Below are 24,957 nucleotides of genomic sequence, written 5' to 3'. Positions count from 1 at the left end.
ACATTATGTTATATTATGTTCTATTTCGTCTTATTACTACTACATATATGTAAGATGCTATTAAAGTCTTGTTATATATGTTTGGTTAAAATAATAATATTTATATTGTATATAGCATATAAAAACAGTTTTTAGGAAAGGAGGTTGTGATAAACTGTTGGTTGCCCTTAAAAAATAATAACACTATCCCATCATGAAAAAATTATTATTTCTCCTAATGATTATTGGTTTTTATGCATGTTCAGAGGATTTGACTGATAATGTGCTTCCTAATCAGGATAAAGCCGCCAATAAACAGGAAATTATGACACGCTCTGCGATGTTAGCCAATGAATCTGTTGAGCCTACTGTAAAACTTGGGAATAAACTGGAAAATCCTTATTCTGTAAGGAATATGAAAGCTGCTGTAAGGGCTCTTAAAGCAACAGGTAATATAGAAATTGAGGTGCCAGAATCATCTATTCATCCCACTCATTTATACATTGAATTTTCGCCAGAATCAAAGGAACAACTTGATATTTTAAAAGCAGATACGACTATTGAATTTTATAGTTATCCTCTTGATTATGAACTGATAGGCACGGGCGTATTTGACACTGCGGGGGCCCTTGAAGATACCCAAGTCGAATCGTTATATGCCTCGTGGCCATATGGAAAAACACTGCCGTCTAATGTTCCATATTCTATACTTGAAGAATTGTATATCCCAGACGAAAATCTTGATGACGAACCTATTACACGTCCCGGTATGGTTTCTTCTAATTTTATTGAGGCTCTTGTAGATAAATCACTTGAATTAACTGGAAATATTGATACGGAACCAGAAACTCGTGCAAGTAGATATTATCCACAAGGATATATTAAAGCGTGGGATGATATAGCGCAGGATTATGTTCCTATTGGTGGTGTAAAAGTTCGAGCCCGTCGTTGGTTTACCACTCGTGTAGGATATACGGATAGAAATGGACATTATCTGTGTCGCGGCGATGGTTTTGAACGGCCTGCTAATTATTCTATTTGTTGGGAAAGTAATTATTGGGATATTAGAGATGGAAGCATTGTGCAAGCATTTTACAATGGGCCCAAACAGCGTGGATATTGGAATTTAAATATCGGAGGGGGTAAATCTTTGCGTTATGCAACGCTAACAAGGGCACTTTATCATCATTTCTTTGGGCCCTATCTATTCGATAAGATTTTGACTTTACGGAAAATTAAAATCTGTTATCGACATAAAAAAGGAGATGAAAGAGGACATTTTAAAACCCAAGCATTGAGAGGTATTCAACCGGATATAGTTATCTATGGAGAAGATGCAGGTGGTTGGCGTCCCACATACGGTATTCTTGAAACTGCATTTCATGAATTGGGCCATTGTGCTTTTTTCTATCGTGTCAATGGAAGAAATGCTTATAAAGGCTATGTAGATACGATACGAGAAAGTTGGTCTAATTTGATCGGGTGGGCAGTAACGGAAAATGAATATACCTTACGTGGATATGCCCATGAAGTGCATAAATACGAAACATTTTTCCAGCCGCCAATGTATCACATGCTTTTTGAAGTGCCTGATGAGTATAATTTCCAAAGTTGGTCGAAATACAGTATAAATACGGATTATGGCAGAGAATATACACCAATTTTTATTGATATTTATGACGGCTCAAATCAAAGGGTGTATTATCAAAAGTATAGACCAAATACCGATGCAATGATATATGTCAATGATAATATTTACTTGAACGATATTGATAAGTTGCAGCAGGTATTATATAAATCTAAGACCATCCCCCAACTCAAAGAAGCATTGAAAGAATACAAAGGACAATATGGAATAACAGATAAATCATTGGACGATTTATTTGAATTTTATTTATAACTTTGAAACATTAAAAGCCGTCTATATGCCAGTGAGTAAATTATGTCTATTTTATTTTTTAGTAATATTCTGTTTGGGCTGTTCTGACAATAGCAGCCGAAACGAACCACCTGTATTTGAGTATGAGTTTAAAAATCAAAGCGGACATAAATTAACAATCCAGTTAATAGATGAATATGGTAATTTTCCGAATCCGCTGATATTGGAGAATGAAGAAAGCTTTTCATGGGGAAATTCAAAACACAGACCCGGATTTTTCCCGTTTCAGGCAAAGGAACTTTGTATATTAGAATTTGATGATATTATCCGAATCTATGCAAATCAACTACCGGATAATAGAAGCATTTTTATTGAATATGGATATCAATGTTCTGAGGTTTCCGATGGCTTATCATTGGCAGTCTTTGTGTTCACAAAAGAGGATTACGAATACGCTCTCGAACATGCAATAGATTAATGTAAGACAACGGCTGGCGTTTTGCCAGCCGTTGTCTTTTTGTTGTAGTTGATTATCCCGATTTTTGTCCGTTCGATCCGGAAGCTAACCCATGTTTTCATTTTCCACGGGAACCGCCCCGGGCGAGGGTGTCGGCAGTAGGACGTTGTACGGCATTGCATTTGGCCCGCTGACTGTCCCAGAGGCGGAACAGCAGACAGACCATAGCCGAAATAAGGGCGGCGATCACGCCCGAAACCAGAAAAACAAGTGTTTCATTCATAGCTTTGATTTTTTTGTGGTTAGAATAATTTTTGTGTTACGACAGGGGGCGTATAATTACACCAAACGCACTCCTGTACGAGCGTCCCGCTGCCGTTTACAACGGTAGAACGTAGGTTGTTTCGTTTTCTGGGGAACCGCACCATGTACCAATCGCCGTATAACTCCTGCATCAGCGGGCAATCATAACTGCTCACCATTGCGTAACCTTTAATCGAGTGGAGCCGCGCCGCCAGCGCCCGGTGATCGTCGTCCGTGAAATCGAAATGGTAGTCGTTCTGGGAGTTTCGGGATGCCAACGGATAGGGCGGGTCGCAATAGAAGAACGCGCCCGGAAAGTCGAGCCGGTCGATACAGTCGTCGTAGCTGGTATTGGTGATCTGGAAATTTTTGCGGATCTCGGCGGCTACTGTATGCAACTTTCCAATTCCGTTATTCCACCGGCTAATCGTTTCTCCGCCTTGAGCGTTTACGTGCTGCTTGGTCATATGCCAGCCTTTCGATTGTGCTTGGGCCCCTAATCCGTAGAACGATTGCCGGGCCCGGACATAGAAGCGTCGCGCCTGCTCGATCTTACCCGAATTTGTATTGCCCCAGCTATTCAAATATTCCAGTTCCGAGTGGGGCGTGAGTGATAATCGTCGGATAAGTTCTTCTTCATGGTCGCGCAGTATCTCGAAAAAGTTGGTTATTTCCCCGTTGATCTCATTGGCTGTCCGTATAACCCGGCCCCGATAGTTCAGCGATACACAAAGGGAGCCGGCGAAAAGGTCGATCAGGTGCGTAAAGTGGGGCGGAAAATTGTCGTAGAGGTATTCTAACCAGACGAATTTTCCTCCGAAATAATTAAATGCGATCAGTTTATCTTTGTTACCGCTCATATTTTTTCGTTTTCACGGGGTGCGTTAATCTCCGAAATCTCGTTTACAGTTGCAATAGGTTATTCTTGGATTGGCCCATTGCCCTTGAAACCATTTCCACGCAGGGTCGAACTGACCGCTATTATCTCTATATAGCATGGCAAAGGGCATAAACCCTGCCCGCCATGCTTCGCCCATCCGTTTATGGGCTTTCTCCATTGTGTCACCTTTGTAGCCGATCAGTATGTAGCAGCGCAGCGCGTGATTGGATTTCGAAAATCCTGCATCGGTCAGCATCTTACCTGCTTCTTGCAACGGTTCCAGATCGTTCGGTGTGTCGTAGGCGAAAAATAGCCTTTGGGGGTGTAGTTGGTATAGCTGCGCGGCCATTTGAGAGGTCATAAGGGCGGCTTCTAATCCGCCCGTGAATATAGGCCGATGTGGTTGTCTGGCCAACATGGAGAATACCTCGTCAATGTGTCGGGGAGAGCAGGCCAGTAAATTATCATCCGAGACAATCCAGCCGTCCGTAACAGGTAGTTCCCGAAGCTGGCCGCCCTCACGTTTGGGAACAGCGCAGAACCAGCAACGGTTTGGGCAGCCGCGCGAGGTGATAACGTAGCCTTTCTTTAGGTACATGCCCGGTATAAAGTCCCCGCCCGGCTCGTTGAGGGCTGGGCCGCCGACTTTCACCGGCGCAACGCAAGCCCATTGTTTCGCTGCCCATTCCGCCCATTTGAGGTGCCATGTAAAGGCGACCGAGATGTGCACCTCGTCGGCCTCGTCAAAGAGAGACGGTATTGCGTTGATGCGCACCAGATCGTCGTCTGGTGTAGCATGGGTTCGGGCTGGGAACACGCGGATAATACGTTTCATATATCGTTAAAGTCTATTGTTCTCTGAAACCTCAACATTCCGAAAAACTCCTTTGCGGACGTGTTCGATACCCACCAATTAAAAATCTCATCTGCTGTTGCTTGATAATTATTCATATAGCCATTATTGTCGATTAGATGTTGGATACTGCGTTTAATTGCTTTTTCAACTCCGGGATAACGCATGCGATCTTTGGCTTTAATTTTTGTTGATGCCATTGGACAGAATATGCAGCCTATACGATGATAGCCCTCGTCATAAAGTCGGCAGTATGGTAAGCCTTGTCCACGAATTAAATTCCAGACATCAGCATCCGACCAGCGGAAAATCGGCGAAAGCATAATTTTGTCTTTGCCGTTCACACACGCGAAGCTGCGATCAGATCGTCGGTTGAATTGGTCGAGGCTCCCGCTGAATTTATGACCAGATACCTCTAACTCGTTGCGTGCTGCCCGGCGGGTACTTTCTGCTGCTCGGATGCCCAAAAGTGTGACGGTTCCTGCTCCTGCCTGTTCTTTTAGATAAGCACAACAGTACCGAACATGCTGTAAAGGGAGCATCTGTTTCTTTACGATCAGATCGTAAAAGTTGATCGTCGGGCGGTGTAACACCACGTCGGGATAGTTGGCCCGAACAAACTGCATGAGCTCCGGCGGGTCAATAGTTGTTACCTGCATGTGGGCTTTGAATTTGACCCCGGCCATCTTTGCGAGGTGGTATAATACCATACTATCTTTCCCGCCGGAGAATGCTAAATGATAGCCGTCTGGGGACATGCGTAAGGCCAACGCCTCACCACGTCGGAGAAGTGCGATGGAATATGCGATCTTATGTTCGAGTGCACTCATTTCGTTTCTTAAAGGAGCCCTGCCACGAGGACAGGGCTGGAGTTTTTACTTACCCTTTTCCACGACTTTTTTAAAGTGGGGGTAAGGGCGGAATTGGGGTACACGTTTCGGAGGAATAGAGAGTTGTTCCCCTCGTGTGATGTTTCGGCCTACTTTGGCTTTTCGCTCTTTCGGCTGAAAAACACCGAAGCCACGCAGAAAAATGCGCTGGCCATCGGCCACGCTACTTTGAATGATTTTCATAAAATCTTCTACGACCGTAAGCACCATCTGGGCGCTCAAATCTCGCTTGTCCGCGATTAGGTCTACTAACTCTTTTTTTGTCATTGGCTTGGGTTGTTTTTTAGTTAATGATTTATGTAAGGGCGTGACGCCTTTATTTGTTTCGATATAGCGCACCGGGGAGTGGCATAGTCCGGGCCTGCGGTTCTGCCGACATAAACTATCCCGGCTCGCTCCAACTCGCGCATTTCCCACTCTATGATGAACACGGGCCATCCTGTACGCTGGGATATTTCCAACGACAGGGCTATTGTCGGATGGCGGCGTGCCGCTCGTTTTTCTTCAACAATTCGGCATATTGTGTCGTACAGTTCTGTCATATCTTCTGCTTTCGTTGCAATACAACATCCATCCGGGCAAAACTGTTGAATGTGGCTATTGCGCTGGTGTGGGCGGTTAATACGTTCCGGCGATTCGCTATGCTCTCCATAAGCCGCTCGACATCGTGCCAGTCGGTTATTCTGTCCGTGATGCTGCGGCAGTTGTCGAGGGTCAAAGGCCGTTCAAATTCCAACATGATCGGATAGTGGCGACGAACCCAGATATACATTCGTTCGTGCTTGGCGAGTTCGTTCCAACTGCGGTTGAACATGGCAAGGGCCGCCCGGTCGTTTTCGATTTGGTTTTCCCCTTTAACCCCTTTCCATTTTTCACTATGTGTATGTAGGTTTGTTTCTGAATTATCATCTGCTTTATTATCTTCTCTTTCTCTATTGTCGGAGTTAATAGCCGTTTCTTCGGAATTTTCCGGTACAGCTTCCGCATTGTTCGGTGGAAATTGGGTTTGCTGTGCATTTCTTCGGATAGTTTCGTCAGTTTTCGCCCGTCTTTCCGAATTTTCGGGTATTCTTTCCGCATCTTCGGTTATTTCTTCCGAAGAAATGAGGGATAATGCTGCATCTATACCGCCTTTACGCCGCAAAACGGTCATAATGTCGAGGTAGCGGGCCTGTATGCCTTTGGATGTCAGTAAGCCTTGTTGCTTGAGTATTTCGCGGTCAAATAGGCCGAGGTCTATGCAGTCGTTGTATATAAGTGTCGTGCGCTCATCGTCGAGCAGGCAGGTGTCGGCGATGTCGGCGATCAGATCGTCGTCCGCAGTAACATAGTACCCTTTGTCCCGGTAGATTTCACATAGCAGGGCGAGGTAGACAGCCAGCCCGTCGTTTTGCCATCGACGCATCAGCCGTTTTAATTTCCGGTCTTGGAAGATGTCGCAGTCCATCCGGAAATACACTAAACCCCGTTTTACGTTTCTGCCTGCCATGTTATTAGCGCAATTTTCCTTTGTTGTAAAGTTGCTTTACGGTGTCGAGTTCGATTCGGGAATAGGTTACTTTCGTATTCCCGGCACCCGGTTTTATACGGGTTATCCAGCCGCGATTTAACCACGTTCGCACGAGGCTCTCTCCGTAGACACGGAACGCTTCACGCTGTGAAATTTCGTCCTTAATCAGCCCCAAACGGTTGAGGGCGATAGAGGCACCCAGCGCGGCGCTTTCCATTATCAGGTTCTTCTGTTCGAATAGATCATCCATAGTTTTGTGTGTTCACCTGTTCGGCATCTTCAGCTATTCGGAGTAGCCATTGATAGTGTCGCAGGATGTCGGGCCCAAATTGGCAAGTGTCGATGGCTTGTCCGTCTTTCGCTATTGTTCGAATTGCGTGTGACAGATCGACAATCACCCGAACGCGCGGGGTGATTTCGTGTGTGATTGTCTGCCAGTCACAGTCAATCTTGATATGCCATTGAGTTTGCATAAGGGCATGGGGGTTATTCTCCGAGTTCGAGGCTCCGGAACAGTTGTTGAATTTCTTTGCGAGAAAGACGAGCTCCATCCTGCTGGTGGGCGGTGCAAAGGATGTAGAAATGATCGCCTTTTGAACGTGTGCGGAATTTCAACCCCTTACGGCCCATGCGCGGTATAGCGTGCCGGGCATTGGTTAATGCTTGTCCCTCTAAAGGGAATCTTTTAATCTCCCCGCAGCCAAATCCCCCTAAAATATCACTCCATGTTCGAGGTAATTCGCCCTGTTTGATGTGCTCGTAGTCCATTTTGTATATTTGTTTTAGGTTGTGTGAAATATGTAAAAATCACATTTTTGCGGTGACTATAAGGTACAAAATGAAAAGATAGCATACAAGCAATTTAAAAAGGTCTCGACATATCTAAAAGACTGACAATCAAATAAAATGCGCCTGCTGCTTTTTAGGGCAACAGGCGAAAAAATGAATTTTAACAAAGAGGTTTATCGGGACGCTATAAGTCGTTGCCCCAATGTGCTGGATGGATTGTTCGGGGCAATTAGGGTAATCTGCTGGGTCTGAATTGTGTTTTTAATGATTGTATTCACTCGATTGCTGAAAATGCAGTCGATTACAAGCCTGTTGGCTTGATCGACGACATCCCAATCCTCGGTAATGTATATGTGAGCCAGTTTTGATGCGCTGCGCGGAGAGTGCCCGAGCGCGAAATCTATAATATCATCCCGGATACCGCAGTAGTTCCATGCAAAGGATGCCCATGTTCGACGGAAAGTGTAGGTTTCTAAATCCTTAAATCCGATGATCTTTCCGATCCGTTTAAGCCCTATGTTCGCTGATCGGTTAAAGTTATTTACACTCTTGTATAGCCTATGAAAGTTGAAAAGGCGAACCCCGGTCGGATCACGGTATTTTTCGATCAGCGGCATTACCTCTGGCTCAATACGGATATTGACCCGTGCGTTGTCTGTTCGGCGATTTTTGGTCTTTTTCCTATTGTATATAAGGCGTCCGTTTTGTATTCCCTTTGCTTCGTATAAGTCTACGGTATTTATTCCGATGAGCAGGAACGTTAGGATGCCTACATCCCGGCCTAAATCCTGTAAATTGCAATCTCCTTTGCGTACAAATGACGTATCATCTGGGATGGTAAGTAGTTTTCTGAATTGTGCTAAACTCAAAGGCTGTTTGTCTGTTGTCGGGATGGGTGGCTTTTTCACCTTTGAGAACGGCGAGAGTTGAATGCGGATAATCCCCAAATCTTCATCGTTATATTCCCTTTTAGCTGCATTATGCAGGGCTTGTAACGTCGAAAAATATAGAGAGGGTGCCCGACGGCCTTTCTTATGGCCGGGGCGCGGTGGTTCTTGAATAAGAAAATCTATAAATCTGCCGACGAATTTAGACGTGATTTCCCGAATGTCTAAATTATCCCGGCCAATGAAGCGCCGGAGCGCACTTAACGCCGTTCCGTACATAGTGGCGTTTTGTATGCGCCCCGTTGCCTTGAGCCGCTCTATGTGTAATTGGCCATAAGCAAAGAAATCCAATTTGAAATTTTCCTCGTCTTTGAAATTCTGGATTAATTCGACGATTTGCCCGACATCCATCGTGTCGATCTTATCGGCGTATTTGTTGCAGACCTTTCTATACTTATCAATTATAGGACGGGTATCATCAACATACGAGGTTCCCCGTTTGAAATCGAATTTGTCGTTTACTTCTGCTGCGCTGGCGTAGTAGGGGGTCGGCAGATACCGCGATTGTTTATTGTGAGTGATTCGAATTTTCACTCTGAACGTCCCGTCTGCTCTTTTGTACGGGGGATGAATAACGGTTTTAAAAGTCGGCATAAGGCAAGAAATTTTTATAAAACTATTAGAAAACTTCTTACAGCAAATGTACCTTTCAACTGCTGATTATGCAACAAAAAAACAGCGTCCGAACATAATTCGAACGCTGTTAATTAGTTAAAAATCAGTGCAAATGAATGATTTGCGTATTTTTTGCCGTTTGGCCTCTTTTTGCGATTAGCAAACTGGTGGTTTCAGCCACTCACCCAACTCTCCGGTCGCCGTTCCGGGCCTTTATCCTGAAACGGGTGTGCAAATATAGAATCTTTTTGACGAAATACAAAGAAATGCAGTCAAAATTTCATTTTTCCATCGCACCGGATTCGCCTTCGCGTTGATAATCTGCAAAACGAGAAGCAAATCCAGCAGACAAAACAGGAAGTGCCATAGGGGGCGGGTCCGCACAAGCCCTCCCCCGCATCCTGTCCATTTCCCCGGACAAAACACACCTGCTGCAAAAACAACATACCCTCCGCATCTTGATGCGGAGGGTATGTCTACCGTTGCCGGAGTTTAGAAAACAAACTTCTCCAGTTTCATTTCGCCCAACTGATGCAGACGCGGCACCAGCGTCGTGAAATGCGACGCCTGTTCGTGTGCAGCCAGCGCCTTGGCGTCGCTCCACGTCTCGCAGATCATCAGCACGTCCGGACGCGTCGCACTCTCGAAAATATCGTACGCAATGCAGCCTTCGTCCTTGAGCGAAGCGGTCACCAGTTCTTTTGCCACGGAGAGTATTTCCGCACGGTTGGATTCGGTCGTGCGGATAAAAACATTCAGTCTTATCATGATCGTATCTATTTAGGTCTGTTAGTTAGCTTTCACGGCTTCGACGGCCTTGTCGTAGTCAGGCTCCTCGGTAATCTCCGGCACCAGCTCGGTGTACACCACCCTGCCCGCCTTGTCGATCACCACGACGGCACGCGCCAGCAGGCCGGCCAGCGGTCCGTCGGCCATCAGCACGCCATAAGCCCCGTCGAATCCCGATGCCCGGAAATCCGATGCGGGCACGACATTCTCGATGCCCTCGGTCGTGCAGAAACGGGCATGCGCGAAAGGCAGGTCCTTCGACACGGCCACAACGACGGTATCGGGCAGCGAAGCGGCCAGCTTGTTGAATTTGCGCACCGAAGTCGCGCATACGCTCGTATCGAGACTTGGGAAGATGTTCAGCACGACGCGCTTGCCTTTGAGGTCGCTCAGACGCAGGGGCGAGAGATCGCTCTTAACCAGTTCGAAAGCGGGAGCTTCGGCGCCCGCCGTTATGAATTCGCCGGCGACACGCACGGGCGAACCTTTGAATTTTGTCTCTGACATGACAGTTTACTTTAACGGTTATATTATTAAACGTCCCCGGCCGGGGTTTATTGTTTTTCGGCCGGGCGGCCGGGAGTCCTCCGAATCAGTCCGATCCTCCCGTCCGCTCCAGCAAATTTAATTCCTTTCCGGCAGGATTCCAAAGTCTGTTTCATATTCTTTTCAGGTTTACTTTCCAACTTTGCAGCAAATTAACCGGGACGCGCATATTTTTTGTATTTTTGCGGGGAACCGGACGAACGGAAAAAACAGACAAGACCGAAATGAAAAAAACACTCCTCCTGCTCCTGCTGACCAGTTGCTGCTCGATCGCCGCGGCACAGGAGCGCTCGCCGCTCAGGCGCACCGAAGTCATTACCGCCGATTCGCTCGACAACGACGCCGAACTGCGGGAACGCCTGCGCAACATGCCCAACCTCGAAGTGGGCAAGGGCATCACGTTCCGCCCCAAAAGCAACTGGTTCTCGCTGACCATGCGCTTCCGCATGCAGAACATGGTGGGACTGTCGTTCGACAAGGATTTTACGCTCGCCAAAACCGACGCGCAAGTAAAACGCCTGCGGCTGCGTTTCGACGGACACATCTACTCCCCGAAACTGGTTTACTCCATACAACTGGGCTTCACCTCGTACGATACCGAACCGCTGCCCAACGGCAACATGAACATCGTCCGCGACGCCATCGTCTACTATGTGCCCAGCCCCAAATGGAACATCGGATTCGGCCAGACCAAGATCAAGGCCAACCGGGCGCGCACCAACTCGTCGAGCGCCCTGCAGTTCATCGACCGGAGCATCGTCAACAGCGAATTCAATCTCGACCGCGGCTTCGGATTCTTCGGCGAATACAACATGCGTCAGGGCGAGGGGTTCAACCTCTCGGCCAAAGGCTCCGTAACGCTGGGCGAAGGCCGCAACTGGGGCAGTTCGGCGATCGGAGGAGTGGCCTACACGGGACGTCTGGAACTCTATCCGCTGGGACGGTTCAAATCGAAAGGCGACGTGCTCGAAGGCGACTTCGAAGGCGAAGAACGGGTCAAGATACTGCTGGCGGGAGCCTATTCCTACAACCACAAGGCGTCGCGCCTGAAGGGCCAGCGCGGCGCCGTCATGCCCGACGACGCGACCCGCAATCTGGGTTCCTACTTCGCCGACTTCATCCTCAAATACCGGGGATTCGCATTCTATACCGACTTCATGGGCCGCAGCTGCGACGAACCGCTGTTCGATCCCCGGAGCAACGCCTTCGTGTACAACGGTCAGGGTCTCAACGTGCAGACCAGCTACCTCTTCGACAAGAAATGGGAGATCGCCCTGCGCAACTCGACGCTCTTCCCCGAAAGCGAGGTGCAGCCTTTCGCCGGTTACAAACGCTGGAACCAGACGACTTTCGGCGTTACCCGCTACATCATCGGACACAGCCTGAAAGTGCAGGCCGACATGTCCTACAACCACCGCAGCGAGTCGATCGACCCCAATTACAACCGCTGGGAGATCCGGTTCCAGCTGGAACTGGGACTCTGATACGAAATACCCACTTTCAAATGGAATGCACCCCAAAGCGAGATAACTTTGGGGTGCATTTCAATAGAACCGTATGCTTTTACAGGATTTTGAGCGCGATCCGGGCGCAGGCTTCGGCATCGGCCAGAGCGTGGTGATGGTTCGCCAAGTCGAAACCGCAGGCGGCCGAGACGGTGTGCAGCTGATGATTGGGCAGCTGCGTGCCGAACGTCCGCCGCGAAGCCCGGCAGGTACAGTAGAACCGATAGCCGGGATAAGGCATGCCGTAAAGTTCGAAGACGGCGCGCAGGCACCCTTCGTCGAAGGGCGAATTGTGGGCCACGAGCGGCAGGCCCTCAATGCGCGGGGCGATCTGTTTCCACACCGTTTCGAAATCGGGCGCTTCGGCCGTATCGTCATAGGTCAGGCCGTGGATGGCCGTGGTGAAGCGGCTGTAAAAATTGGGTCGCGGGCGGATCAGGCTGTAAAACGAATCGGTCACCTCGCCGCCGCGTACGACCACCACGCCCACCGAGCAGACGCTCGTGCGCTTGCCGTTGGCCGTTTCGAAATCTATCGCTGCAAAATCTTTCATATCGCTTTCCGGGACTTGTCGCCGCCGCAAATATAGGCATTTTCCGCGGCGGCCGCACCCTGCAAACGCAAAAAAATCCCGTTCATTGCGAACGGGAGGGGTGAAGTTTTCAGGATCGGTCAATAGATTCGCCGTCGGCGGGAATCCGGAGAGCGGTTTTCTTTCGACACCGCAAAACTACGCTCCCCCTGTTTCGCCGTTGCGACGCCCCGATGACAATACGAAGAGAGGAACGTTTCAAATATGTTACAACGCTCCGGCGGCCAGCGCCGGGAACCGCCGGCATATCGCCCGCCTGACAATCAGAACGCCCGCAACCATACCGTCGCGGCGGGCTTGGTCTGGAAAAATTTTAGCTGGCCGAATATCGTCCGATTATATCCGATTATAATTATACTATCTTTGTATTCCTGAATACCAAAACAACACTACCTATTATGAAACACCTACCCCTGCTTCTGCTGCTCGGTGGCCTGCTTTCCGCATCGGCAGCCCGCTCCGCAGACCCCGTCCGCTACGTGGACGCCGCGACGCTGACCGTCATCGGCAAGGCGCTTCCCACCGAACAGCCCTACAACCGCATCGACACCACCCGCTTCCGGGTGCCCGCAAAGACCCCCGGCTACTGCTACCACCCGACGGGACTGGCCGTCGTGTTCCGCACCGACAGCCGCACGATCCGCGCCCGCTGGGAGACGTCGGGCAAAAATCCGAGCGACAACATGGCCGCCGTCGCACAAAAAGGGCTGGACCTCTACATCCGCAACAACGGAGAGTGGGTCTTCGCCGGAGTCGGCAGACCGAAGATCAACGGCAAGAACGACCGCCACGACGCCGCAATAATCAGCAATATGGCGGAGGGCGAAAAGGAGTGCCTGCTCTATCTGCCGCTTTACGACCAGCTGAAGAAGCTCGAAATCGGCGTCGATGAAAAGAGCGTCATCACCCCGATGGAAAATCCGTTCCGCCACAAGATCGTCGTCCACGGTTCGAGCATTACGCACGGAATCGCGGCCGGACGCGCAGGCATGGCCTATTCGTCTCGTCTCGGACGCGACACGGGACTTTACTGCATCAATCTGGGTTTCAGCGGACAGTGCACCATGCAGCCCGAATTCGCATCGTATCTGTCCCGCGTCGAAGCCGACGCCTTCGTCTTCGACTGTTTCTCGAATCCCAGCGCCGAGGTCATCAACGAACGTTTCGACGCTTTCGTCGATACCATCCGCCGCACGCATCCCACCACGCCGCTGATTTTCCTGCAAACCATCCGGCGCGAAACCCGCAACTTCAGCACCCGGATCGAGAAATTCGAACGCGAGAAGCAGGCCGCCGCCGAAGCGCAGGTCCGCGACCGCATGAAGACCGACAAAAACATCTATTTCGTCGATCCGGGCGATCTGCTGGGCAGCGACCATATCGCCACGGCCGACGGAACGCATCCGACCGATCTCGGATTTACCTACATGCTCGACCGTATCGAGCCGCAGATCCGCAAGATACTCGGCAAATACGGCATACGCTAACCGCCCCGCCGCAGGGCGAAAGCAGCGCCGCCGGAGTGAGGACTCCGGCGGCGCTGCCGTTTTATAGGGAAAAATCCGCTCTCCCGTTACGTATCGGGCACGTCTGAAGTGTTCTGTCAATAGTGCGGTGCTGCCGCATGCACCCGCTTAAACAGATAAACCAAAACTACCGACTTCAGCCAATGAATTTCCTTACCCGTTTTTACCGCATCTCTTCACCGGTTCCCCGCCGGCAGCTCGATCCCGCACAAGAGCAGAAACTATACAAACGGCTCCGGCTGCAGGCATTCATCGCCGCAACGCTCGGATACAGTCTCTATTACGTGTGCAGGACGTCGCTCAACGTCATGAAAAAGCCTATCCTCGACAGCGGCACGCTCGACGCCACGCAGATCGGGGTGATCAGCTCGGCCCTCCTGTTCGCATACGCCGTCGGGAAGTTCGTGAACGGATTCATCGCAGACTACTGCAACATCAAGCGTTTCATGGCCACAGGACTGATCGTATCGGCCGTGGCGAACATGCTCATGGGAGCGCTCGGCGTCGCACACTCGGTGATTCCGACAGCCGTCATCTTCATTTCATTCGCCGTGATGTGGGGTCTGAACGGTTGGGCGCAGTCCATGGGTGCGCCGCCCGCAATCATCTCCCTCTCGCGCTGGTATCCGCTCAAGGAGCGGGGAACCTATTACGGATTTTTCTCGGCAAGCCACAACCTCGGCGAGTTCTTCTCCTTCATCTTCGTGGGGAGCATCGTTTCGATAGCCGGCTGGCAGGCCGGATTCTTCGGGTCTGCGATTGCAGGCGCCATCGGAGCCGTCATCGTGCTGCTGATGCTCCACGACACGCCCGAATCGAAGGGACTGCCGCCCGTGGAGACGCTGGCGCACGAAGAGCCGGCAACCGGGCAGGAGTTATCCGTAAAAGAGATTCAGAAGCAGGTATTGCGGACGCCTGCGGTGTGGATTCTCGCGGCCGCGAGCGCATTCATGTACATATCCCGCTATGCCATCAACGGGTGGGGCGTGTTGTTCCTGCAGGAGGCGAAAGGCTTCTCCGATGCACAAGCCATATCCATCGTATCGATAAACGCCCTGCTGGGAATCATCGGAACCGTATTGTCCGGATGGTTTTCCGACAAGCTGTTCAAGGGGGACCGGCATATGCCCGCCCTGATATTCGGCGTACTGAATTCCGTGGCGCTGATTCTGTTCATATACGGCGGCGACGCATTATGGGTGAACGTCCTCAGCATGGTGCTGTTCGGCATTGCGATCGGCGTGCTGATCTGTTTCCTCGGCGGGCTGATGGCCGTAGACATCGTGCCGCGGAAGGCGACGGGTGCCGCGCTGGGAGTGGTAGGCGTGGCCAGCTACATCGCGGCGGGACTGCAGGACGTGGCGAGCGGATGGCTCATAGACGCAAACATTACGGTGGCGGAGAACGGCGAGAAGATATACGACTTCTCGCAGGCGGCGATCTTCTGGATCGCGGCATCCGTGATTTCGTTCCTCCTCCCGCTCCTCAACAGAAAGAAAAAGCAGGCCGCATAGCAATTCCGAATAACCGGAACCTATAGACAGACCGAAAAACGGCCCAAACACGGCCCAACAGACAAGCCGCCCGGTTCATTCGAGAACCGGGCGGCTTTATCGTCAGGGCATTTCACCTCCGATCAGGGTATTCACCCTTCACAGGCCCCTACTCCCACTCGATCGTTGCGGGCGGTTTCGAGGAGATGTCGTAGACTACGCGGTTCACCCCCTTGACCTTGTTGATGATGTCGTTCGACACATTGGCGAGAAACTCGTAGGGCAGGTGCACCCAGTCGGCGGTCATGCCGTCCGTCGAAGTCACGGCGCGCAGCGCGACGCAGCTTTCGTAGGTGCGCTCGTCGCCCATGACGCCCACGCTCTTCACGGGCAGCAGAATCGCGCCCGCCTGCCACACCTTGTCGTAAAGACCCGCATCGCGCATGGCTTCGATATAAATCCTGTCCACGTTCTGCAGGATTTCGACCTTTTCGGGCGTAATATCGCCCAAAATCCGGATCGCAAGACCGGGTCCGGGGAAGGGATGACGGCCGATCAGCTGCTCGGAAATACCGAGCGAACGTCCCACGCGGCGCACTTCGTCCTTGAAGAGCAGGCGCAGCGGCTCGACGATCCGCAGGTTCATCTTCTCAGGCAGGCCGCCGACGTTGTGGTGCGACTTGATCGTAGCCGAGGGACCGTTCACCGACACCGATTCGATCACGTCGGGATAGATCGTCCCCTGCGCCAGCCAGCGCACCTCCTTGATCTGGACAGCCTCTTCGTTGAACACTTCGACGAAATCGCGGCCGATGATCTTGCGTTTGGTTTCGGGATCGCTGACGCCCGCCAGATCGCCGAGGAACTTCGCGCCGGCCTTGACGCCCTTGACGTTCAGGCCCATGTTCTTGTAGGATTCGAGCACGTCCTCGAACTCGTTCTTGCGCAGCAGGCCCGAATCCACGAAAATACAATAGAGGTTCTTGCCGATGGCCTTGTGCAGCAGCACGGCCGCCACCGAGGAATCGACGCCGCCCGAAAGTCCGAGCACGACCTTGTCGTCGCCCAGCTTTTCGCGCAGTTCGCGCACGGTGGCTTCCACGAAACTCTCCGATGTCCACTCCTGCTTGCAGCCGCAGATACCTGCGACGAAGTTTTTCAGCAGCTGCATGCCGTCGGTCGAATGGTACACTTCGGGGTGGAACTGGATGCCCCACGTCTGCTCGCCCTCGACATGGAACGCCGCGACGCGCACGTCTTCCGTGCTGGCGACGATCTTATAGTTCGCCGGAACCGACGTGATCGTATCGCCGTGCGACATCCATACCTGCGTGGTTTTGGGCAGGCCGCGCATCAGCGCGTCGTCAGCATCGCCCACCGTGAGCATGGCGCGGCCATATTCGCGGCTGGGGGCGGGCTGCACCTCGCCGCCGAAGGCCGATGCGAGGAACTGCGCGCCGTAGCAGACGCCCAGCAGGGGCAGTTTGCCCTTAATGGCCGAAAGATCGGATGTCGGAGCGTTCTCGTCCCGTACGGAGAAGGGGCTGCCCGACAGAATCACACCCCGCACCGAAGCGTCGAGCGCCGGAATCTTGTTGAAGGGGTGGATTTCGCAATAGACGCTCAACTCGCGCACACGCCGCGCGATGAGCTGCGTGTACTGCGAACCGAAGTCGAGAATCAGGATTTTTTCCATAATATAACGTAAGTCCGACGAATCTGGGTTCATCAATTTCGGAAGGTTTACAAGCCATGAAACTCGTCGGACTCACGTTACGGCGTCTCAGACGCCGGTTTCATGCTTAAAATCCCTCTTGATCTCCCTTTGTCAAGGAAGACTTCGAATCCTTTAATTACTATTTCTTTACCGGACGGTTGTAGCTTCCCGAAAGGCGCATTTCCGCAGCGAAAGCCTCCTGCCCCACTTCGCGGATACGTTCGACGCATCCCCGGCGGTCGGAACGGAAAACGACCTGAAAGACCTTGGCGATAAAGTTGTCGAACTTTTTGCAGGTCTGAGGCGGCATCAGCGTACATTCGGCGCAGCTCTGCCAGCCGTGTTCGATGCAGCATGCCCGCACCTTGCACCACGACGCCTTTTCGTTCGGGCGGCACCCCGGACAGCTTCCTTTGCCGAATTTGCGGCAGTTCCCGCAAAAAAGCCCGCAGGCCGCGATTTCGGGATTCATAACTAACGTTCGCTGCTGTAGTTGGGCGCTTCGCTGGTAATGGCCACATCGTGCGGATGGCTCTCGTGCATACCCGAAGAGGTGATGCGGACGAAGCGCGCGCGCTGCAGGGTCTCTATGTCCTTCGCACCGCAGTAGAACATGCCGGCGCGAACGCCGCCGACCAACTGATAGACCGTCTCGCTCAGCGTTCCCTTGAACGGCACACGGGCCGCAATGCCTTCGGGAACGAGTTTGCTGAAGTTGTTTTCGCACCCTTTCTGGAAATAACGGTCGGCCGATCCGGCCTTCATGGCGTCGATCGACCCCATGCCGCGGTAGGATTTGAATTTACGGCCGTTGTAGATGATCGTTTCGCCCGGAGCCTCCTCCGTGCCGGCGAACATAGAGCCGATCATCACGCAGTCGCCGCCCGCAGCCAGTGCCTTCACCAGATCGCCCGAATAGCGCAGACCGCCGTCGGCGATGACGGGCACGCCGGTTCCGGCCGCCGCCGAAGCCGCGTCGAAGATCGCGGAAAGCTGGGGAACGCCCACGCCCGCGATGATGCGCGTCGTGCAGATCGAGCCCGGCCCGATGCCGACCTTCACACCGTCGGCCCCGTTTTCGATCAGGAACCGGGCGGCTTCGGCCGTAGCCACGTTGCCTGCGATCACCTCCAGCGAAGGATAAACCTCCTTGATCTCCCACAGCTTGCGCACCATGGCGATCGAATGCCCGTGCGCGGAGTCGAGCACCACGGCATCGACGTCTTCGGCGACCAGCGCCTTGACACGCTCCAGCGCATCGGGCGTAATGCCCACGCCGGCGGCCACGCGCAGGCGGCCCTTGGCGTCCTTGCAGGCATTGGGATGGTCTTGCACCTTGGTAATGTCCTTATAAGTAATAAGCCCCACCAGATGGCCCTTGTCGTCCACCACGGGGAGCTTTTCGATCTTGCTGTTGAGCAGCACCTCCGACGCATGCGACAATTCGGTGCTATGGGTCGTAATCAGCCGGTCGCCCGGAGTCATCACCTCTTCGATGCGGCGCATCATGTCGCGCTGGAACCGCAGGTCGCGGTTGGTGACGATGCCGATCAGGATGTTATTGCCGTCCACGACCGGGATGCCGCCGATCTTGTTCTCACGCATCAGGTTCAGGGCGTCGCCGACGGTATTCTCCTTGGAGATGGTCACCGGATCGTAGATCATGCCGTTCTCGGCGCGTTTCACCCGGCGGACCTGCGCAGCCTGCTCGGCGATCGACATATTCTTGTGAATCACGCCGATTCCGCCTTCACGGGCCAGCGCGATAGCCAGCGGCGCTTCCGTAACGGTGTCCATGGCGGCGGACACAATGGGGATGTTGAGTTTGATATTTCGCGAGAAACGGGTCTGAATATTGACCTCTCGCGGCAACACTTCCGAATAGGCGGGTACGAGCAGCACATCGTCGAAGGTAAGTCCTTCGGGCTGAACCCTTTCATTGATAAAAGACATAATGAACGTGGATTTTTGTTGCATGCAAAAGTAATCATTTTTTTTTGAAACGGCCTAAATTCCGGGCCTTCCCTTCGATTTTTTTATCAACAATTTATGATAAACGCAACAGCCTGCCGTATCTCAACGCGATACGGACCGCAGGCATCGCCACCGCCTTTGCGGTCGGACTGCGGGCAACAGCCCGGCGATCCGCCGCTGCAAAAAAACGGGGCGCCGTTCCGCGCCCCGCAATTCACTTTAAAATATCTCCTAATACTGCTCCTTCTCGCTGGGGAAGTCGCACTCCTTCACATCCTTGATATATTGCTGTACAGCCCCCGTCATCAACTCGTGCAGGTCGGCGTAGCGGCGCAGGAAACGGGGCGAAAATCCCTTGTTGATGCCCAGCATGTCGTGAATTACCAGCACCTGACCGTCGCAGGCACCGCCGGCGCCGATGCCGATCGTCGGGGTGGGAATTTCACCCGTCACGCGGGCGGCCAGCGCGGCGGGAATCTTTTCGAGCACGATGCCGAAACAGCCCGCTTCGCTCAGCAGGTGGGCGTCGCGCACCAGCTTCTCGGCCTCGGCCTCCTCTTTCGCACGCACATTGTAAGTGCCGAACTTGTGGATCGACTGCGGCGTAAGTCCGAGGTGCCCCATCACCGGAATACCGGCCGAGAGGATGCGGTTGACCGATTCGAGAATCTCCTCGCCGCCCTCGATCTTCACGGCGTCGGCTTCGGTCTCCTTCATGATGCGGACGGCCGAATCGAGCGCCACCTTCGAATTGCCCTGATAAGTGCCGAACGGCAGATCGACGACCACCAGCGCGCGATTGACGGCGCGCACGACCGAGCAGGCGTGATAGATCATCATATCGAGGGTGATGGGAAGCGTCGTTTCATAACCGGCCATCACATTGGCCGCCGAATCGCCGACAAGAATCACGTCGATACCCGCGGCATCGACGATCTTCGCCATCGAATAGTCGTACGAGGTCAGCATGGCGATCTTTTCGCCGCGCTGTTTCATCTCCGTCAGCCGGTAGGTCGTAACGGCCCTGACAGTACTTTCTACAGACATAGTTCACTGCGAACCCGATGGAGCATTTAACATTTCACTCGTTCGCAAGGTTCCGACATGGAATCCATCGGATTCGTATTACGGCGCAAAAACGCCTATTCCATATCGACAATACCTCCCGGACCTCCCTTTGCAAAGGAAGACTTACTGTTATCTCCTGTAAATCGGGGCAAATATAGCGCAAGCCGGGCGCAATGCCAAATTTATTTGAACCCGGCCGTCCGCCGGCCATTCTCCCGGCCCGGTCAGCGTCCCGGCCCGATCCGGCGGAAAAAACTCCACAAAACGACGCCGCCCGAAACTGCGACGTTGATCGAATGCTTGGTCCCGGCCTGCGGGATTTCGATCGCGCCGTCGCACCGGTCCACGGCCGACTGCCCCACGCCCATCACTTCGTTGCCGAAGACCAGCGCATACTTCACGCCGGGCGCGGCGCGGAAGACATCGAGCATCACGGCGCCCTCGACCTGCTCGACGGCCAGCACCTCGTAGCCGTCGGCGTGCAGGCGGTCGATACACGCTTCGGTGGTCTCGTAATAGCTCCACGGCACGGTCAGCTCCGCGCCCAGCGCCGTTTTATGAATGTCGCGGTTGGGCGGCACGGCCGTAATCCCGCACAGGGCGATATGCTCCACGGCGAAAGCGTCCCCCGTACGGAAGAACGCCCCCACGTTCTGCAGCGAACGGACGTTGTCGAGCACGACCGTAACGGGCATTTTCTCCATCGCGGCGAACTCTCCGGCCGTGGGACGCCCCAGCTCCTCGTTGGTGATTTTTCGCATAACGTGTTCAAATAAGTGATTTCGGGGTCAAAAGTAGTCAAATAAAAAATATTTTACCTATTTTTGGGGTCCTAATCAACACAACACTATGTCTCTGAAAAAAGTCTTGACATTCGCGCTCGCTCTCTTCATTACGGGGGGAGGTCTCCAAGCGCAGAAGCTGATCGTCGGCGCCGACTTTACGACCCGTTTCGACAACCGGGAGTACGCCAACAACGATTTCAACGAATCGCAGACGCTCTTCAGCGCCCGGCTCACACCCCGGATCGGCGTGGAATGGATGGACAAAAACCGGCTGATCGTCGGCGTGGACCTCTTGCAGAACTTCGGCGACGACACCAAATTCCTGAGCAAGGCGCGCCCCTCGGCCTACTATCAGTTCAACAGCAGGAACGTGCAGGCCAACGCCGGCATCTTCGACCGCAAAGAGCTGCTGGGCGACTACTCGCTGGCGTTCTTCGGGGATTCGACGGCGTTCTACCACAACCGCCTTTCGGGTTTTCTGGGACACTACAAATCCACGGAACGCAGGAACACCTATGTTGAAATGGCCATCGACTGGGAGGGCATGTACTCCGAGGAGTCGCGCGAAATGTTCCGCATCATCTCGGCGGGCCGCTACACGCTCGACAAGGGGTTCTACTTCGGCTACGCCTTCTCGATGTTCCATTTCGCCGGAAAGATCGGCAACGAGAACGTGACGGACAACCTGCTGGTCAATCCCTATGCGGGCTGGGAGTTCAACGCCTACTTCGACTTCGACATCAAGGCGGGCTTTCTGTTCGCACCCCAGCGGGCGCGCAGCATCGAGTCGGGATGGAAAAAGCAGAAGGGCGCCCAGATCGACTTCGTCATGACCAAATGGGGCGTGAAACTCGAAAACAACCTCTATCTGGGTGAAAACCTCCAGCCGTTCCGGTACGCCTATGTCGGCGAACCGCTCTATGCCGGCGAACAGTTCTACTCGACCACCGACCATATCTACAACCGCACGTGGATCGGTTACGACCGCCGGTTCTTCAAGGGAACGATGGGCGTCGAGGCGGGCATGGTCTTCCATTACGACGGCTCAGGCATGGGCACGCAACAGATGGTCAAGCTCTCGGTAGACATCCAGAAGCTGTTCAACATCGGCCCCAAGGCTAAAAAATAAAAATACAACAAGCGAAACATATGGCAAGCGAAACAAACGAAACACGGGAGAAGTCGCTGAACTTCCTCGAAGAGATCATCGAAGAGTCGATCGCCAAGGGCGAAACGCGCGTACAGACCCGTTTCCCACCCGAACCGAACGGCTACCTGCATATCGGACACGCCAAGAGCATCTGCATCAACTTCGGACTGGCGAAGAAATACGGCGGCAAGTGCAACCTGCGCTTCGACGACACGAACCCCGTCAAGGAGGACGTCGAATACGTCGATTCGATCAAGCGCGACATCCACTGGCTCGGCTTCGACTGGGCCGTAGAGCGCTATGCGTCGGACTATTTCGACCAGCTCTACGACTGGGCCGTGGTCCTTATCAAGAAGGGGCTGGCCTACGTGGACGACCAGACGCAGGAGCAGATCCGCGAAAACCGCGGCACGGTATCCGTTCCGGGTACGCCGTCACCGTGGCGCGACCGCTCCGTCGAGGAGAACCTCGACCTGTTCGAGCGCATGAAGAAAGGCGAATTCGCCGACGGCGAAAAGGTCCTGCGCGCCAAGATCGACATGGCCCACCCCAACATGCTGTTCCGCGACCCGATCATGTACCGCATCATCCACGCCGAGCATCACCGCACGGGCGACAAGTGGTGCATCTACCCGATGTACGACTACGCCCACGGCCAGAGCGACTCGATCGAGCAGATCACCCACTCGATCTGCACGCTCGAATTCGACGTACACCGTCCGCTCTACGACTGGTTCATCCAAGCGCTGGAGATCTTCCCCTCGCATCAGTACGAATTCGCACGTCTGAACCTCACCTATACGATGATGTCGAAGCGCAAACTGCTCAAATTAGTGCAGGAAGGCGCCGTGATGGGCTGGGACGACCCCCGCATGCCGACCATCTGCGCCCTGCGCCGCAAGGGTTACACCCCGGCTTCGGTGCGCAACTTCGCTGAAATGGTGGGCGTCGCCAAACGCGACAACGTCATCGACCTCGGCAAGCTGGAATACTGCGTCCGCGAAGACCTGAACAAGGTCGCCCAGCGTCGCATGGCCGTACTCAACCCGCTGAAAGTGGTCATCACCAACTACGACGAGAACAAGACGGAACTCTTCACGGCGATCAACAATCCTGAGGACGAAACGGCCGGAACACGTCAGGTTCCCTTCTCGAAGGTGATCTACATCGAACGCGACGATTTCATGGAGGAGCCTCCCAAGAAGTTCTTCCGCCTTTCGCCGGGCGGCGAAGTGCGTCTGCGCTACTCGTACCTCATCAAATGCGAGGAGGTGATCAAGGATGCCGAAGGCAACGTCACCGAACTGCGCTGCACCTACGACCCGATGTCGGGCCAAGGCTCGTCGAGCGACGGCCGCCGCGTAAAAGGCGTCATCCACTGGGTGTCGGCCAAAGACGCCGTCGAAGCCGAAATCCGCCTGTTCAACCCGCTCTTCACCAAGGAGAACCCCGACGACGTCGAGGAGGGGCAGACTTGGGAGGACAATCTCAACCCCGAATCGATGGTCCGAATCAAAGGCTATCTCGAACCGTCGCTGCGCGACGTTCCGGTCGGTCAGGCCGTTCAGTTCGAGCGCGTGGGCTACTTCTGCCCCGACACCGACTCGACGCCCGAACACCTCGTGTTCAACCGCACGGTGACGCTCAAGGATTCATGGGCGAAGATCAACAAGTAAAGATCGGCTGAAAATCGAGTTGCGATACCGAACGGGGACACGCTCCCCGCGAAAAGCGGCCCGCTGAGCGGGCCGCTTTTTCGTACGACGGACCAACCGCCCCTGTCAGGCGGTCGGTTCATGCATCCGGACCGGTTTTCAGTCCGGACCGGCTTCTATTTCAGCGGAATATAAATCTCCGTTTTCAGCTTTTCCGCCGGCACCCGGTCGGGATTATTGCGGTAGCGTTCGAAACCGGGGCTGTCACACAGTTCGCAGCCGCTTCGGGGCAGCCACTCCCGAAAGATTTTGTGATAGGCGCCGCCCAATCCGGCATAAGGACCCGTATGGACGAACATCGCATAGCGGCCTGCGGCGATCGTCTTGACGCCCACGGGGCCGACGGCCACCGGGCCTTTGGGAATCGTCAGGCATACGTCGCACCGCAGGTCGCCGGATTTCGAAATGTCGGGATCGTTGTGGTAAACGACGATGGACTCGATCCCCGCCGAGAAGAGTTTCTGCTCTTTGACGTATTGCCAGAGCCGGGCGAAACAGTCGCCGTAATCGACTTCGCCGTAATCCCCCTGAGCGCGGAGATAGGCCACGGTCTTTTCGGGAATTTCCAGCATTTTGGGTTTCGACAACCGGATTCCGGCGTCGGAGTGCATGCGTGTTGTCATGGACGGAAGGTTTTTAGCGGTTCGGTACTCTTTTGGCGAGATGCCGAAAAACCGTCCGAAAGCCTTGGTCAGCGACGACGGGGCGTCGTACCCCACGCGGTAGGCGATCTCTGCGACCGTAAGATCGGAGTAAAGCAGCAGGCGCGCCGCCGTCTCGATGCGCGTGCGGGCGATGAACTCCCCCGGCGGCTCGCCCAGAAAGGCCGAAACGATACGGTGGAAATGGCAGGGCGAAAACGACGACACCTCGGCCAGCGTACGCAGGTCGAGCGTTTCGTCCAGATGGGTCCGGATGTATTCGACGACGATGTTGATCCGCCGCTGATAATCGGCTGTCGTGGCTGGTTTGTTCTTCATCTCGGCGACAAAGGT

25 protein-coding genes are annotated in these 24,957 nt (G+C 53.4%); 7 read left to right on the top strand and 18 right to left on the bottom strand.

What is annotated here, in order from left to right:
- Positions 1 to 193 precede the first annotated feature (193 nt).
- The gene (locus tag ALFI_RS17030) at positions 194 to 1,879 is read left to right on the top strand and encodes a hypothetical protein (RefSeq protein ID WP_014776170.1); all 1,686 of its coding nucleotides are present in this window, start codon (positions 194 to 196) and stop codon (positions 1,877 to 1,879) included.
- 25 nt (positions 1,880 to 1,904) lie between these two features.
- A complete protein-coding gene (locus tag ALFI_RS17025; protein WP_155835667.1) occupies positions 1,905 to 2,336 on the top strand; it encodes a hypothetical protein in 432 nt (143 codons plus the stop codon).
- 97 nt (positions 2,337 to 2,433) lie between these two features.
- Here the strand turns inward: ALFI_RS17025 and ALFI_RS17020 are convergent, their stop codons facing one another.
- The 11 genes from ALFI_RS17020 to tpx form a co-directional block, all read right to left on the bottom strand.
- A complete protein-coding gene (locus ALFI_RS17020; protein ID WP_014776169.1) occupies positions 2,434 to 2,598 on the bottom strand; it encodes a hypothetical protein in 165 nt (54 codons plus the stop codon).
- A 19-nt stretch (positions 2,599 to 2,617) separates the two neighbouring features.
- Positions 2,618 to 3,478 (bottom strand): DNA adenine methylase, encoded by an 861-nt coding sequence (locus ALFI_RS13145; protein WP_014776168.1) that lies wholly within the window; start codon positions 3,476 to 3,478, stop codon positions 2,618 to 2,620.
- 24 nt (positions 3,479 to 3,502) lie between these two features.
- A complete protein-coding gene (locus tag ALFI_RS13140) occupies positions 3,503 to 4,333 on the bottom strand; it encodes a radical SAM protein (RefSeq protein WP_014776167.1) in 831 nt (276 codons plus the stop codon).
- Positions 4,330 to 5,181: a phosphoadenosine phosphosulfate reductase family protein gene (locus ALFI_RS13135; RefSeq protein WP_014776166.1), complete on the bottom strand. Its 852-nt coding sequence runs from the start codon at positions 5,179 to 5,181 to the stop codon at positions 4,330 to 4,332. The genes ALFI_RS13140 and ALFI_RS13135 overlap by 4 nt, the downstream gene beginning before the upstream one ends.
- A gap of 45 nt (positions 5,182 to 5,226) precedes the next feature.
- A complete protein-coding gene (locus ALFI_RS17170; protein WP_014776165.1) occupies positions 5,227 to 5,508 on the bottom strand; it encodes an HU family DNA-binding protein in 282 nt (93 codons plus the stop codon).
- Between the two features lie 271 nt (positions 5,509 to 5,779).
- On the bottom strand, positions 5,780 to 6,730 hold the full coding sequence (locus tag ALFI_RS16240) for a DUF4373 domain-containing protein (RefSeq protein ID WP_014776164.1): 951 nt from the start codon (positions 6,728 to 6,730) through the stop codon (positions 5,780 to 5,782).
- A 4-nt stretch (positions 6,731 to 6,734) separates the two neighbouring features.
- The gene (locus tag ALFI_RS13120; RefSeq protein ID WP_014776163.1) at positions 6,735 to 7,001 is read right to left on the bottom strand and encodes a hypothetical protein; all 267 of its coding nucleotides are present in this window, start codon (positions 6,999 to 7,001) and stop codon (positions 6,735 to 6,737) included.
- Between the two features lie 236 nt (positions 7,002 to 7,237).
- Positions 7,238 to 7,519, bottom strand: coding sequence for a hypothetical protein (locus ALFI_RS13110; protein ID WP_014776162.1), 282 nt, complete (start codon positions 7,517 to 7,519; stop codon positions 7,238 to 7,240).
- Between the two features lie 194 nt (positions 7,520 to 7,713).
- The gene (locus tag ALFI_RS13105; RefSeq protein ID WP_014776161.1) at positions 7,714 to 9,081 is read right to left on the bottom strand and encodes a site-specific integrase; all 1,368 of its coding nucleotides are present in this window, start codon (positions 9,079 to 9,081) and stop codon (positions 7,714 to 7,716) included.
- 513 nt (positions 9,082 to 9,594) lie between these two features.
- Positions 9,595 to 9,870, bottom strand: coding sequence for a putative quinol monooxygenase (locus tag ALFI_RS13100; protein ID WP_009598086.1), 276 nt, complete (start codon positions 9,868 to 9,870; stop codon positions 9,595 to 9,597).
- A 21-nt stretch (positions 9,871 to 9,891) separates the two neighbouring features.
- Entirely contained in the window at positions 9,892 to 10,398 is a 507-nt protein-coding gene (tpx, locus tag ALFI_RS13095; RefSeq protein ID WP_009597966.1) for a thiol peroxidase, read from the bottom strand.
- Between the two features lie 263 nt (positions 10,399 to 10,661).
- Between tpx and ALFI_RS13090 the strand changes: the two genes are divergently transcribed.
- Positions 10,662 to 11,921 (top strand): porin, encoded by a 1,260-nt coding sequence (locus tag ALFI_RS13090; RefSeq protein ID WP_014776160.1) that lies wholly within the window; start codon positions 10,662 to 10,664, stop codon positions 11,919 to 11,921.
- A gap of 79 nt (positions 11,922 to 12,000) precedes the next feature.
- Here the strand turns inward: ALFI_RS13090 and ALFI_RS13085 are convergent, their stop codons facing one another.
- A complete protein-coding gene (locus ALFI_RS13085; RefSeq protein WP_009598029.1) occupies positions 12,001 to 12,495 on the bottom strand; it encodes a 3'-5' exonuclease in 495 nt (164 codons plus the stop codon).
- A gap of 437 nt (positions 12,496 to 12,932) precedes the next feature.
- On the opposite strand from ALFI_RS13085, the gene ALFI_RS13080 reads away from it, so the two are divergent.
- Both ALFI_RS13080 and ALFI_RS13075 read left to right on the top strand, forming a co-directional pair.
- A complete protein-coding gene (locus ALFI_RS13080) occupies positions 12,933 to 14,021 on the top strand; it encodes an SGNH/GDSL hydrolase family protein (protein WP_014776159.1) in 1,089 nt (362 codons plus the stop codon).
- 182 nt (positions 14,022 to 14,203) lie between these two features.
- Positions 14,204 to 15,574, top strand: coding sequence for an MFS transporter (locus ALFI_RS13075; RefSeq protein ID WP_014776158.1), 1,371 nt, complete (start codon positions 14,204 to 14,206; stop codon positions 15,572 to 15,574).
- 148 nt (positions 15,575 to 15,722) lie between these two features.
- Here ALFI_RS13075 and guaA read toward each other — a convergent pair whose 3' ends face one another.
- From guaA to ALFI_RS13050, 5 genes are all read right to left on the bottom strand, one after another.
- Entirely contained in the window at positions 15,723 to 17,252 is a 1,530-nt protein-coding gene (gene guaA, locus ALFI_RS13070) for a glutamine-hydrolyzing GMP synthase (RefSeq protein ID WP_042494129.1), read from the bottom strand.
- A 157-nt stretch (positions 17,253 to 17,409) separates the two neighbouring features.
- The gene (locus ALFI_RS13065) at positions 17,410 to 17,742 is read right to left on the bottom strand and encodes a DUF3795 domain-containing protein (protein ID WP_014776156.1); all 333 of its coding nucleotides are present in this window, start codon (positions 17,740 to 17,742) and stop codon (positions 17,410 to 17,412) included.
- Positions 17,743 to 17,744: 2 nt separating this feature from the next.
- Positions 17,745 to 19,223, bottom strand: a complete 1,479-nt coding sequence (gene guaB, locus ALFI_RS13060; RefSeq protein WP_014776155.1) for an IMP dehydrogenase — start codon at positions 19,221 to 19,223, stop codon at positions 17,745 to 17,747.
- Positions 19,224 to 19,475: 252 nt separating this feature from the next.
- Positions 19,476 to 20,291 carry a 3-methyl-2-oxobutanoate hydroxymethyltransferase gene (gene panB, locus ALFI_RS13055; RefSeq protein ID WP_009597956.1) on the bottom strand — a complete coding sequence of 272 codons (816 nt, stop codon included), beginning with the start codon at positions 20,289 to 20,291 and terminating at the stop codon, positions 19,476 to 19,478.
- A 245-nt stretch (positions 20,292 to 20,536) separates the two neighbouring features.
- Positions 20,537 to 21,073, bottom strand: a complete 537-nt coding sequence (locus ALFI_RS13050) for a TrmH family RNA methyltransferase (RefSeq protein WP_014776154.1) — start codon at positions 21,071 to 21,073, stop codon at positions 20,537 to 20,539.
- Positions 21,074 to 21,161: 88 nt separating this feature from the next.
- On the opposite strand from ALFI_RS13050, the gene ALFI_RS13045 reads away from it, so the two are divergent.
- The gene (locus ALFI_RS13045) at positions 21,162 to 22,226 is read left to right on the top strand and encodes a hypothetical protein (protein ID WP_014776153.1); all 1,065 of its coding nucleotides are present in this window, start codon (positions 21,162 to 21,164) and stop codon (positions 22,224 to 22,226) included.
- Between the two features lie 20 nt (positions 22,227 to 22,246).
- A complete protein-coding gene (locus ALFI_RS13040) occupies positions 22,247 to 23,923 on the top strand; it encodes a glutamine--tRNA ligase/YqeY domain fusion protein (RefSeq protein WP_014776152.1) in 1,677 nt (558 codons plus the stop codon).
- 155 nt (positions 23,924 to 24,078) lie between these two features.
- Here ALFI_RS13040 and ALFI_RS13035 read toward each other — a convergent pair whose 3' ends face one another.
- Complete coding sequence (locus ALFI_RS13035; RefSeq protein WP_014776151.1) at positions 24,079 to 24,942, bottom strand: AraC family transcriptional regulator; 864 nt, start codon at positions 24,940 to 24,942, stop codon at positions 24,079 to 24,081.
- Between the last annotated feature and the right edge of the window lie 15 nt (positions 24,943 to 24,957).

The sequence above is a fragment of the Alistipes finegoldii DSM 17242 genome (genome assembly GCF_000265365.1).
Classification (GTDB): Bacteria; Bacteroidota; Bacteroidia; order Bacteroidales; family Rikenellaceae; genus Alistipes; species Alistipes finegoldii.
Note: the sequence above shows the minus strand (reverse complement) of the source record. Positions and strands in the feature narration are given on the sequence as shown.